The sequence below is a fragment of the Pseudomonas sp. GW460-LB5 genome, from assembly GCF_059423245.1.
Map to the genome: position 1 here is coordinate 1 of NZ_JBWKXT010000109.1, position 8,863 is coordinate 8,863.

General features: G+C 61.5%; 16 protein-coding genes. 3 read left to right on the forward strand and 13 right to left on the reverse strand.

Annotation, left to right across the window (positions count from 1 at the left end; translation table 11 throughout):
• Positions 1-71 precede the first annotated feature (71 nt).
• The 4 genes from AC07XM_RS30590 to AC07XM_RS30605 all read right to left on the reverse strand — a co-directional run bounded on the left by AC07XM_RS30590 (position 72) and on the right by AC07XM_RS30605 (position 1,177).
• Positions 72-410, reverse strand: a complete 339-nt coding sequence (locus AC07XM_RS30590; protein WP_064314517.1) for an HNH endonuclease — start codon at positions 408-410, stop codon at positions 72-74.
• Positions 410-574 carry a hypothetical protein gene (locus tag AC07XM_RS30595; RefSeq protein WP_232555000.1) on the reverse strand — a complete coding sequence of 55 codons (165 nt, stop codon included), beginning with the start codon at positions 572-574 and terminating at the stop codon, positions 410-412. Before AC07XM_RS30595 ends, AC07XM_RS30590 begins: the two co-directional genes overlap by 1 nt.
• A gap of 20 nt (positions 575-594) precedes the next feature.
• On the reverse strand, positions 595-888 hold the full coding sequence (locus AC07XM_RS30600) for a hypothetical protein (RefSeq protein ID WP_064314519.1): 294 nt from the start codon (positions 886-888) through the stop codon (positions 595-597).
• Positions 889-952: 64 nt separating this feature from the next.
• The gene (locus AC07XM_RS30605; protein ID WP_009685289.1) at positions 953-1,177 is read right to left on the reverse strand and encodes a hypothetical protein; all 225 of its coding nucleotides are present in this window, start codon (positions 1,175-1,177) and stop codon (positions 953-955) included.
• 102 nt (positions 1,178-1,279) lie between these two features.
• On the opposite strand from AC07XM_RS30605, the gene AC07XM_RS30610 reads away from it, so the two are divergent.
• Positions 1,280-1,510 carry a hypothetical protein gene (locus AC07XM_RS30610; RefSeq protein WP_042111232.1) on the forward strand — a complete coding sequence of 77 codons (231 nt, stop codon included), beginning with the start codon at positions 1,280-1,282 and terminating at the stop codon, positions 1,508-1,510.
• A 65-nt stretch (positions 1,511-1,575) separates the two neighbouring features.
• Here AC07XM_RS30610 and AC07XM_RS30615 read toward each other — a convergent pair whose 3' ends face one another.
• Together AC07XM_RS30615 and AC07XM_RS30620 are read right to left on the reverse strand one after the other, a co-directional pair.
• Complete coding sequence (locus tag AC07XM_RS30615) at positions 1,576-1,893, reverse strand: YfgM family protein (RefSeq protein WP_012313242.1); 318 nt, start codon at positions 1,891-1,893, stop codon at positions 1,576-1,578.
• A complete protein-coding gene (locus AC07XM_RS30620) occupies positions 1,893-2,264 on the reverse strand; it encodes a chemotaxis protein (RefSeq protein WP_009685286.1) in 372 nt (123 codons plus the stop codon). Before AC07XM_RS30620 ends, AC07XM_RS30615 begins: the two co-directional genes overlap by 1 nt.
• Positions 2,265-2,385: 121 nt before the next feature.
• On the opposite strand from AC07XM_RS30620, the gene AC07XM_RS30625 reads away from it, so the two are divergent.
• On the forward strand, positions 2,386-2,619 hold the full coding sequence (locus AC07XM_RS30625; protein ID WP_009685285.1) for a DUF6555 family protein: 234 nt from the start codon (positions 2,386-2,388) through the stop codon (positions 2,617-2,619).
• A gap of 416 nt (positions 2,620-3,035) precedes the next feature.
• Positions 3,036-3,224 carry an ECs_2282 family putative zinc-binding protein gene (locus tag AC07XM_RS30630; protein WP_009685283.1) on the forward strand — a complete coding sequence of 63 codons (189 nt, stop codon included), beginning with the start codon at positions 3,036-3,038 and terminating at the stop codon, positions 3,222-3,224.
• A gap of 320 nt (positions 3,225-3,544) precedes the next feature.
• Here the strand turns inward: AC07XM_RS30630 and AC07XM_RS30635 are convergent, their stop codons facing one another.
• The 7 genes from AC07XM_RS30635 to AC07XM_RS30665 form a co-directional block, all read right to left on the reverse strand.
• Positions 3,545-4,054 (reverse strand): acyloxyacyl hydrolase, encoded by a 510-nt coding sequence (locus AC07XM_RS30635; RefSeq protein ID WP_102690275.1) that lies wholly within the window; start codon positions 4,052-4,054, stop codon positions 3,545-3,547.
• 225 nt (positions 4,055-4,279) lie between these two features.
• Complete coding sequence (locus tag AC07XM_RS30640; protein WP_102690274.1) at positions 4,280-4,654, reverse strand: antiterminator Q family protein; 375 nt, start codon at positions 4,652-4,654, stop codon at positions 4,280-4,282.
• Positions 4,651-4,938, reverse strand: coding sequence for a hypothetical protein (locus AC07XM_RS30645; RefSeq protein WP_102690273.1), 288 nt, complete (start codon positions 4,936-4,938; stop codon positions 4,651-4,653). The genes AC07XM_RS30640 and AC07XM_RS30645 overlap by 4 nt, the downstream gene beginning before the upstream one ends.
• Positions 4,931-6,265, reverse strand: coding sequence for a tyrosine-type recombinase/integrase (locus AC07XM_RS30650; RefSeq protein ID WP_102690272.1), 1,335 nt, complete (start codon positions 6,263-6,265; stop codon positions 4,931-4,933). Before AC07XM_RS30650 ends, AC07XM_RS30645 begins: the two co-directional genes overlap by 8 nt.
• Positions 6,252-7,643 (reverse strand): replicative DNA helicase, encoded by a 1,392-nt coding sequence (locus AC07XM_RS30655; protein ID WP_102690271.1) that lies wholly within the window; start codon positions 7,641-7,643, stop codon positions 6,252-6,254. Before AC07XM_RS30655 ends, AC07XM_RS30650 begins: the two co-directional genes overlap by 14 nt.
• Positions 7,640-8,440, reverse strand: coding sequence for an ATP-binding protein (locus AC07XM_RS30660; protein ID WP_102690270.1), 801 nt, complete (start codon positions 8,438-8,440; stop codon positions 7,640-7,642). Before AC07XM_RS30660 ends, AC07XM_RS30655 begins: the two co-directional genes overlap by 4 nt.
• Positions 8,421-8,863: LvrA C-terminal domain-related protein (locus AC07XM_RS30665; protein WP_495046075.1), on the reverse strand; the 443-nt coding region annotated here is incomplete at its 5' end. The genes AC07XM_RS30665 and AC07XM_RS30660, both read right to left, overlap by 20 nt.

Genomic DNA, 8,863 nt, shown 5'->3' on the forward strand with positions numbered 1-8,863 from the left:
CACCCCACCCCACCCCTTGGAATCGGGGAAATGACGTGCTTCAACCGCTTGAGGCACGCCATCGCCGTGCATCAACCGATCTGGCCGGCGGCCTCCTCGGCTGCCTTCACCACGTCGTGACAATGCCTGCACAGGGTCTGCCAGTTGCCTCGGTTCCAGAACAGCTTCATGTCGCCCCTGTGCGGGACGATGTGGTCGACGACAGTACCTGCGGTCACCCGCCCCTCACGCTGGCAGTACACACACAGCGGGTTGGCCTGGAGCCATTCGGCCCGCGCCACTTGCCACTTGTACCCATAGCCACGCTGGGCAGCTGTATCCTTCGCCGTTCGCCATGACTCCGGGTTGACCGTCGCCAGCCTTGATGGCTGCGCCTGCATCGGTGGCTTGAGGGACGTGAGCCTGGCCATCAGCGGCCACCGTGAACGGGCGTGCCATCCAGGTAGGCCAATGGCACGGCGTCAGGATCTACATCGTCACCGTCAGCCAGCGCTTCGATCAGTGCCAGGTTCTGCGCTGCTATCTGCTCAAGCAGGCTCGTCTGCTTCTGCAGCTCAGCGAGGAGCTGATCCATTCGCTCTTCAACAGCCAGGCTCATTGCTCTGCCTGCCGACACTGCCGCGAGTCGCTCATGAGGCTGGTGACCTCGATCTGATCCACCTGGGCATCCACCGTCACAACGGGAATCTCTCGAGGTAGCACGGTGATCACCGCATGCCACACCGGATTGTCCACCGAAACCTTGAGCTCAATGCTCAACACGCCCTCCAGCTCACTTCCATCACTGAGCAGGACCTTGGTCCCCGTCGCGAGGTGCGGGCTGTTCGGATTGGTGTTTGGTGCTGGAACGATGGTCGCCACCGCCAACGATTTGCTTTGATCGTTCATATGCCACCTTCATCCACTTGTTGATCCATTCGCGCCGGGCGGCGCATCCACTACAGGCCATTGCTCACCTCCTGTACCAGGTCAGCTGGTAGCACCGCGCATCGGCGGGTATCTCGGCGATGGGCCAGCGCAAGCAGCCCATGTACTTTCGCTCTGGCCGGGTGCGGCTCACACGCAGCGTCTGCACCAAATAGGCAGATCCGGCAGCAGTGGTTATGAAATCACTGACTGCAATGCCGTCGGCACCGTCGACATACAGCCTGCATGGTGTATAGGGTTGCTTGGCCATGTTCGATAAGCTCTCTCGCGCAATGAAATCGGCGCATCCGCGGGGTCGTCGGAACGACATTCCGCCCGGATGGTCGTAGCGGAAAGATCTGGAGAAACCGTGATGAAAGAAATCGAAGAGCTTATAGACAGGTGCGTTTTGTTAACCGAGAAGCTTGAAGGCCTACTGGAGGAGCATCCCGAGGCGTCCGGATCAGTTGTTTATCAAACTGCCGTTCGTGTCCTCACCATGGAGGTTAATCAGCTTCAGCAAGATGTAATTACCAAGGCAGCGCGCGGAGTCATCCACGAAAGGGATCAGCTTCAACCGGTCTTCGGTCGAGTGCTTCACTAATCTGGCGGAACGCATGATCAGCGTGCTCGCGCCACGAAACGGCGCATGTCTGATTTGTGGCGCGGCTACTGCGATACCCGGTTCAGCGCCTCATCAGCCTTGTCGGCTGCCTGGGTCGCGGTAGTGGCTGCCTTCGACGCCTTGGTCGCGGCGCTCTCGGCCTTTCTGGTCAGCTCGTCCAGACGCTTGTCACGTTCAGCCATTGCGGCGTCGTAGGCCTTCCGGATCTCGTCGACCTGGTGCGACTGAGTGCTGGCCATCGACCAATAAGCAGACTGCCAACCCAGAACTGCACCGCCTGCAATGAGCACCACAGCGATGACCCACACCTCTGCCCGTCGCCACCAGCGTCGAGCGATGAATTCCAAAGCGCATTTGTCCATCAGGCTGTACCTCCAAGCTGTGCACGCAGCCGGGAGATCTCTGCGCTCTGCGTGGTCACCTTCTCAGTGAGCTGGCCCACCTGACACGTGAGCGCTTCAATCTTTCCTTCCATCCGTCCAACTGCTGCTGCCAACTCGTTGCGCTCCTTGGCGAACTGATCGGCGCGGGCCTCGGCCAGCTTTCGGGCCTCTCGCTCGGAATCGAGCAGTTCATTAAGCCGGCGGACAGTGCCGATATCGGCATTGTCCATAGCGCGATCAGCAGCGTCCTTGGACAGGAAGCGGCGCACCCATAGCAATGCGCCCGTGACAACGATGCCACTACCGCCCAGCCAGGTGGCTGTGCCTGGGCCCAGGTCGGTCGGGTCCATTTGCTTGCTCCGTACGTGAGAATTGTGCTCCGGCGTTAAACCGGCCGGATGCTTGCCCCCGGAATCCCTAGGGGTTAAAAGGAATGTTGGCCGATCTGGCTTCGCTAGAAGGAACTAGTAAATGCCCGTCAGTAACATCTATGTGGTCGCTTATCACCTCCATGGAGAAGCTCGCGAATTCATCGTCCGCGCCGAGAGGATGGATAACGCTGAGGCCTGGCACTGGGCTGCCTGCGAAGCCGGCGTTGGAGTCATCCCTAAGTTCACTGCTTCGGATATCAGAAAAGTCTCTCGGCCTGCTGCTGAGCGCTTCGGCATAACTGACGTCCAATGGCGGAGGTCCGGCAACTTATGAAATACCGCATCGACTACAACCTCAAAGGCCATACCAGATTCTGGATATGCGATTGGTCTAGCACGCCGAACGAAGACAATGTGCTGACCGCTCTCCTCCGTCTGCATGCCCCCGCTGACCCCTTGTCTGAGGCGCGCGCGCCGTGCCGCTTATCACATGATGATCTCCGCAGTGCGGTCGCAGATTTGGGTATCTCGGATGTACGCATTGAGGGGGATGATTAGCTATGCCGGGGCACCCAGGCCGACGCTGGCAAGTACGCCGGTCACTGCGAGGGCGCCGGTACTTGGCTCGGCCATAGGTGGTGCTCCAGAAACAAAATGACCCGTCGAACTGGCGAGCCCTTGGATACGTGAAAAGATAGCCCCGTGCTATCGTCGAGTTTCCACACAAGACGTTTCACGGAGCGAAAAACGATGAAGGTAACCCTCAAGTGCGCCAAGTGCGGCAGTGACAAGTTCGAGGTTCCGGCTAGGCCGAACAACAACTCGAAGGTCACCTGCGGCAAGTGCGGCGCTGTCGAGACTTACGGAAAGCTCATGAAGGCTGTGGGTGACAAGGTCACGAAAGACCTGGAGCGGCAGCTCGGGAAACTGTTCAAGTGACTTGAGCGTTTCGCCCAGAGGGCGCAGGAAGTCAGCGGCGCCCTCAACCTCAACGTCGAGCTGTAGCTTTTCCATACAGCCTCCAGATACGAAAAAGCCCCGGCAGATACCGAGGCTTGGAATGGGTGCGGAGGACCGGTGCTTACCCGGCTTGTTGGTCTGGCTCGCTGGGTCACGTACCCCAGACTCTCATCGCGTAGCCGATCAGGGAGCGCACGGCTTTGATCGACGCCACTACCGACTTAGCCCAGCTGCCTGAGCGTGTCATCCGCATAAAAAAGCCCACACAGGGCGGGCAAGGGGAGCAACGCAGAAAATGGTTAAATCTGGTGACTGTAGAACAGAGAGTACGACTCAATGCCGTCGTTCGGCTGCTTGATACCAGCGTTGGAGTAGTGAATCGCTCGGATGCCTACTTTCTGTGTCTCGCCAATCTTGAGACCCGCACCAATACGGTCTTCGAAGTTGAAAGCAGAGCCAAAATCCTGATCGCCTGCCGAAGTGCCTGAGAACACGGCCACGCCGATACCCGCCTCGATGAAGGGCTTCACATTCCCACTGCCGAACTCATAGACGAACACAGGAGCGAAGGACAGCGAGTGAGCCCCACCTGAAGCATCGCCTGCTTCCCAGTAGGTGTAGCCAGCATCCCAATAACCGGTGAAACGGCCAGTACTGGATTCAAACCAGCTTTTGCCCCAGTTAAAGCCAATGCCGACGCGCGCTGTAAGACCACCTTGGCCTGTCGCGCCAAGCGCTCCGGATAGCTCAGCCGCTCCGGCGGACGCAGCGAAAAGGGAAAGCGCCACAACGGCGAGAACGTTTTTCATACTCACGGTCTTCCATGTTATTGAGTAGCAACCTATCAGAATCATAGCGCTATCAAATCGTTCCCTCATACAAGAAAAATGCTTTTTCTGGAGGGCTACCTGAATCGAAGCCCCTCAAAAACACAAAACCCCGACACGATGGCCGGGGTTTGTCTGTGTCGCGTAACGTTGCAAGCTGGACACGCTGCTATGAAAACAGGTCTTTATCCGGCATGAAAGAACTTTTTACGCCGCCTCGCTAAGTCCATGCAGATATCCATCGACGAAACCGACGCCGCCCTTGACGATCTCCCTTGCCGTGCGCTCAGAGATTCCAGCTGACTCGCCCAACCGCACCATGGTCCACTTCGATCCGAAGTAGAGCCACACGAAGTCTCCCATCTGCTGGTTGCGCTTGGTCAGCTTGGCCACCGCCGAATCGATGGCCAGCGCTTCGTCGTCGGTCAGGGTGTACAGACAGCCACCACCAGATGCGGCAGCCGTGATCGACGGCGAGACGTAACGGGGCACCCCCATTCCATCCATTCGCCAGCTACCCCACTGCTCGAGCAACCATTCCGTATCGCCCAGCGGTTTGTCCATGTAGGTGCGCTTCTTCATGCGGCCCTCCGGGGCGTTGGGTCGGTGTCCAGGCCGAACAGCTCGCACAGGAGCTTGTGGGCGTGCTTATTCTTGGCGCCGCCCTGGATGATCCAGGCCTTGGCGTATTGCTCAAACCCCTGAATCGCCCGGGAGCCATGCCAGTCAGCCACGATGTCCATCAGTGCTGCGGCTGCGATCCGGCCATTGGTCTGATCGAGCAGAAGGCGGTTGCCCTTCTTGAGGAACTCCCGCTCTACCGGGGTCAGGTTCTTGCGCGGCAGGGCCGCGGTGACGTTACTCATGGTCATCTCCTGGCTTGAATTCTTGATCGTGCATCCTCCCTTGGGATGGATGCTGTGAGGTGCTGAAACCCGCGCCGTTAGTGGCGTCAGCGGTTGCAGGTTCGGTTTTGTGTCCCAGCAATGTCTCGGTGTGAATGGCGGCGAATCCCTGCCCGTCGAGATGCTTGTGCCAGGCCTCCAGCGCCTGACGTTTCAGGCCCTCGGCGGTGGTGTGGATGTAGGTAGCGTCGAGGTCCTTCATGGCGTGGTTCAACAGCAGTTCGCCCACCATGTAGTCCACCCCAAGGTCGGTCCACGCCGTGCGGGCCACCTTGCGAAGGTCATGGCTCGACCATTCGCCCTTGGCCAGATCAGTGAACAAGGTACTGGCCTTGCTCGGGCTCAGCGGTGCACCGTGGCTGCCCGGGAACAGCAGCGGCCCGATGTAGCCCTGGGCGACCTGCAGGCCTTGGTATCGGCGCAGCAGCGCGCAGGCCTGGACCGTCAGCGGCAGCGTGTGCTCGGCCTTGGTCTTGGTGTCCCCTGCCGGGATGAACCAGCGCCCTGCATCGAGGTTGACGTTGCGCCAGCGCGCCAGCCGGGTCTCACCCAGACGGGAGCCGTGGCACAGCATCATCAGGGCCAGCATGCAGCCCGCCGGCTCCACCTCGAAGCGCTCGGTCACCACCAGCAACAGGCCGGGCACATCGTCACCACGCAGGCGCGCCGGTCGGGGCCTGATCCGGGTCCGCACGAAATCGGTGAACTTCAGCGAGGCCATGGGGTTGGCCGGCAGCATGTCCAGGCGAAGGGCTTGGCGGAACGCCACCGAGAGCACCCCGTAAACCGAACGCACGAAGGACAGCGCATAGCGCTCCTGCATCGGCCACATCAGGCGCTGGTCGATCGCCTGCTTGTTGGTCTCGGCCAGCGGCAGGTCACCCAGGCGAGGCACCAGGTGGCGATCAAGCGCCGATTTGGCACTTGCCTTGCGCTTGGCCGAAAGCCCCCGATCACGGCTCATCCGGTCGCGGTACCACGCCAGCACATCGCCCACCGTGGCCCAGTTGGTGGTCGTCGACTTGGCGTCGGCATCGGCAGCCCGGCGCGCCAGGATCGCCGGCAGCGTGGCCAGCATGGTCTTGGTGTTGATCCCCGGGTAATCGCCGGCCTTGCCCCATCGACCGCGTACAACGACGTGCCAGGCGCCGCGGGAGCGGTCCACGGTCGAGAAGCGGAACCGCAGCTCACGATGACGGGTATCGCGCAGTTGGAAGACCTCGCCGGCAGCGTGGCGACGGATCTCCGCATCGCTGAGGGTGACAGTCAGGGTCTTAGAATCGCTCATTACCCCCCCCTTTGTACCGGTGGGCGTAACTGCCGCGACCCGCCTCCACCTCGTCGTCGCTGGGCAGCGAACCGGCATAGGTCGCGAACCGGCCATACTGTCCTTCCTGCTGGACAACGCAGCTGCCAACCCGCGCATGGCGGCACTTGGTCATCAGGATCTCGGTGAGGCCGTTCTGGCCCTCCTCCGTATCCATGTCGCGGTGCACCATCAGGATGCAGCTGGCGTCAGCCTCAATCTCGCCGGAGTCGCGCAAGTCGCTGGACTGGGGCTTCTTCCCGGGACGCTTGGTCGATTCGCGGTTCAGCTGGGCCAGCTCAATGACCGGTATGGCCATCTCCTTGGCCATCTGAAGCAATGCCTTGCTGATCTTACCCACCTCCTCGTTGCGGCTCCGCCCTGCACGGTCGCCGCGCACCAGTGTGAGGTAGTCGACCACGATCCCGGCCAGGCCGTGCTCGCGCTGGCACTGGCGCGCCGTTGCCCGGATGGTCGCCGGGGTCTGCACGGGGTCGTCGCACACGAACAGCGGAGCATCCTGGGCCTGCGCAACCGCGCCGACCATCCGCGCCCAATCGTCGTCCTGCATCTTGGCGGGGTTGTCCAAGCGGTGCAGCGAAACCCCACCCAGCGAGGCGATGGCGCGCATGCCAAGCTCCTCGCCCGGCATTTCAATGGAGAACACCAGCCACGGTTTCCGCTCCTTGACGGCGTTGTGCTGGGCGATCTGCAAGGCCAGCGTGGTCTTGCCGCTCCCGGGCAGGCCAGCGATCACCGTCACCTTCTTCGGGCGAATGCCTTGGACCAGCTCATCCAGCTTTTCAAGACCGGTGGCTGGCCACGCGGGAGCGTTGCCGTTGAACTTGTCATCGACCAACTGCGCGGCGGCCCCCATCCAATCGTCCAGGCGCTTGAAGCCCTTGGTCTCGCCGTCGAGGTCACGCAGGTCGGCCATGGCCTGCTGGGCTGCTGCGATGACATCGCCGGTAGGTGCGCCGGCCTGCACCATTTCCTGCGCGCCGCCAGCCACGTCCAGAATGCGGCGGATCACGCCCCACTCCTTGACGTGCTTGGCGTAGGCCTTCCAGTTGGCCAGCGAAGGAACCTTGCTGGCCAACTCGGCGGCATAGGCCATGACGTTGTCGCCACCCGGGAGCAGGCGTTGAACCGCGCCCAAGGTCACCGGATCGATGGGCATGGCTTGCTCGCGGCACTCCAGCATCGCCTCGAACAGTGCCGCATTGTCGGCATGATAGAAGTCGGCTGAGGTCATCTGGCCGAGCATGTCCTCGACCAAGCCCACATCCTGTTGCAGCGAAGCGTGAATGACTGCGCCAAGCATGCCGTGCTCGGCCTCGTCGCTATACAGGGCCCTCATGCCGCAGCCCTCTTCGACTCCCAGGTGAACCCGACTTGCTGCCCGCCGTTCTGGCGCAAGCGGTCAAGGGCGCGATCGCCGATGTAGGACTTGAGGCCGTCGGCGCTCAAGTTGCTGATTACCACAGTCGGCAGAACCGCCTGATAACGGCGGTCGATGATGCTGTGCAGCAGGCCCAGCTCATACTCGCTGCCCTTTTGAGCGCCGACTTCGTCGATCACCAGCAGATCCAAGCCGCCAAGGTGGACTGCCACGTCACGTTCGGTGTAGCCCGATCCGGGCACCATTGAGGCGCGGGCAATGCTAACAATGTCCCCGGCCGGGATTATCAGCGCCCGGCAGCGGTCGGCCACCACGGTGCGAACGATTGCGCTGGCCAGGTGGGTCTTGCCGCAGCCGACGTTCCCGGTCAGCAGGAGCGAACGACCGGCCCGATAGTTGACCGGGAACTGCTCAGCATAGGCCCGGCACTTGGCCAGAGCCTTTTGCTGCGGGTCTTTCTCGGCGCGATAGCTGTCGAAGGTGGCCGCAGCGAAGCGGGGGGTGATGCCGGCGCTGATCAACGCAGCCATGCTGTCTTCGGCCTTGCGCTGGGCAGTGGCCAGGGCCCGCTCCGCAGAGTCGCGAGGCGTGGTGTGCAGGGCCTCCCAGGCGCAGCGCTTGCAGCCACGCGCCAGCATCGAACCGTCCAACTGCTCGACTTCGCTCATATCGACGCGGCCATGCACCGGGCACTCGCCGGAGAAGATGCGTTTGGCCGGGGCGCGGTGGAACAGATCAGAAATTTGGGCGGCCATCGTGGCTCTCCTGGTACATGTCATCGGTGTGATGCGGGAGGTTGTTGAAGGCGCCACCTTGAGCAGTCGCGCCGGCGGGCTGCAGAACGTCGTGCCAGCGCTCGCCGTTGAGCCAGGTCGAGGCCATTGGGATGTACTGGCCGTTGTCCTTGGTCCAATCACGCGACACGCAGTGCTGGGCTAGAGCTGTGATCATCACGGCCTGAAGCTCAGCTTCCGGGCTGAGCTTGTTCCATGCCTTCAGTGCGTCTTTGCGGCTCTTCTTTTTCGGGTACAACTTCCAGAACTGCTCGAACCCGTCTGCCACCGAAGTGCACATAGGTTTAGGTTCCTTGACTGGTTCAGAAAGGTGACTGGTTCTGGGGGCAGCTGCCGCCCCACCCCCTGGGTTTTCTGCCGCCCCAGGTGGGTTTTCTGCCGCCC

Coding starts and splice junctions, on each gene's coding strand:
- AC07XM_RS30590 (WP_064314517.1), bottom strand. CDS start 410: ATGGCCAGGCTCACGTCCCTCAAGCCACCGATGCAGGCGCAGCCATCA.
- AC07XM_RS30595 (WP_232555000.1), bottom strand. CDS start 574: ATGGATCAGCTCCTCGCTGAGCTGCAGAAGCAGACGAGCCTGCTTGAG.
- AC07XM_RS30600 (WP_064314519.1), bottom strand. CDS start 888: ATGAACGATCAAAGCAAATCGTTGGCGGTGGCGACCATCGTTCCAGCA.
- AC07XM_RS30605 (WP_009685289.1), bottom strand. CDS start 1,177: ATGGCCAAGCAACCCTATACACCATGCAGGCTGTATGTCGACGGTGCC.
- AC07XM_RS30610 (WP_042111232.1), top strand. CDS start 1,280: ATGAAAGAAATCGAAGAGCTTATAGACAGGTGCGTTTTGTTAACCGAG.
- AC07XM_RS30615 (WP_012313242.1), bottom strand. CDS start 1,893: ATGGACAAATGCGCTTTGGAATTCATCGCTCGACGCTGGTGGCGACGG.
- AC07XM_RS30620 (WP_009685286.1), bottom strand. CDS start 2,264: ATGGACCCGACCGACCTGGGCCCAGGCACAGCCACCTGGCTGGGCGGT.
- AC07XM_RS30625 (WP_009685285.1), top strand. CDS start 2,386: ATGCCCGTCAGTAACATCTATGTGGTCGCTTATCACCTCCATGGAGAA.
- AC07XM_RS30630 (WP_009685283.1), top strand. CDS start 3,036: ATGAAGGTAACCCTCAAGTGCGCCAAGTGCGGCAGTGACAAGTTCGAG.
- AC07XM_RS30635 (WP_102690275.1), bottom strand. CDS start 4,054: ATGAAAAACGTTCTCGCCGTTGTGGCGCTTTCCCTTTTCGCTGCGTCC.
- AC07XM_RS30640 (WP_102690274.1), bottom strand. CDS start 4,654: ATGAAGAAGCGCACCTACATGGACAAACCGCTGGGCGATACGGAATGG.
- AC07XM_RS30645 (WP_102690273.1), bottom strand. CDS start 4,938: ATGAGTAACGTCACCGCGGCCCTGCCGCGCAAGAACCTGACCCCGGTA.
- AC07XM_RS30650 (WP_102690272.1), bottom strand. CDS start 6,265: ATGAGCGATTCTAAGACCCTGACTGTCACCCTCAGCGATGCGGAGATC.
- AC07XM_RS30655 (WP_102690271.1), bottom strand. CDS start 7,643: ATGAGGGCCCTGTATAGCGACGAGGCCGAGCACGGCATGCTTGGCGCA.
- AC07XM_RS30660 (WP_102690270.1), bottom strand. CDS start 8,440: ATGGCCGCCCAAATTTCTGATCTGTTCCACCGCGCCCCGGCCAAACGC.